The sequence below is a fragment of the Xanthobacter autotrophicus ATCC 700552 genome, assembly GCF_043194565.1.
Lineage (GTDB): Bacteria > Pseudomonadota > Alphaproteobacteria > Rhizobiales > Xanthobacteraceae > Xanthobacter > Xanthobacter autotrophicus_F.
Genome location: NZ_JBAFVS010000091.1, coordinates 1 through 417 on the forward strand (window position 1 = coordinate 1; position 417 = coordinate 417).

General features: G+C 60.9%; 1 protein-coding gene. It reads right to left on the reverse strand.

Annotated features, from left to right (window positions below; all coding sequences use genetic code 11):
• A partial coding sequence (locus V5F48_RS25045; RefSeq protein WP_394260658.1) for a DDE-type integrase/transposase/recombinase occupies positions 1-417 on the reverse strand: 417 nt, incomplete at both ends.

Below are 417 nucleotides of genomic sequence, written 5' to 3' on the forward strand. Positions count from 1 at the left end.
TGCCGTTGTCGGTCAGGATGGTGTGGATCTTGTAGGGGACCGCTTCGATCAACCGCCGCAAGAAGTCGCCTGCGGTGCGCTGTTTGGCTTGCCGATGAAGCTCGACAAAGGCGAACTTACTGGTCCTGTCGATGGCGACAAACATGTAGAGCCTGCCCTCGGCGGTCCGCACCTCGGCGAGATCGATGTGGAAGAAGCCAATCGGGTAGCTCTTGAACTTCGTCTTTGCGGGCTGTTCGCCCTCAACCTCGGGCAGTCGGCTGATCCCATGACGCTGAAGGCAGCGATGCAGGGACGAGCGCGTCAGCGTCGGGATCGTCGGTTGCAGCGCATACAGGCCATCGTCGAGCGGCAGCAGGATGTGCTTCCGAAAGGTGACGATCACCGCCTCCTCTTCGACCGACAACACGGTCGAGC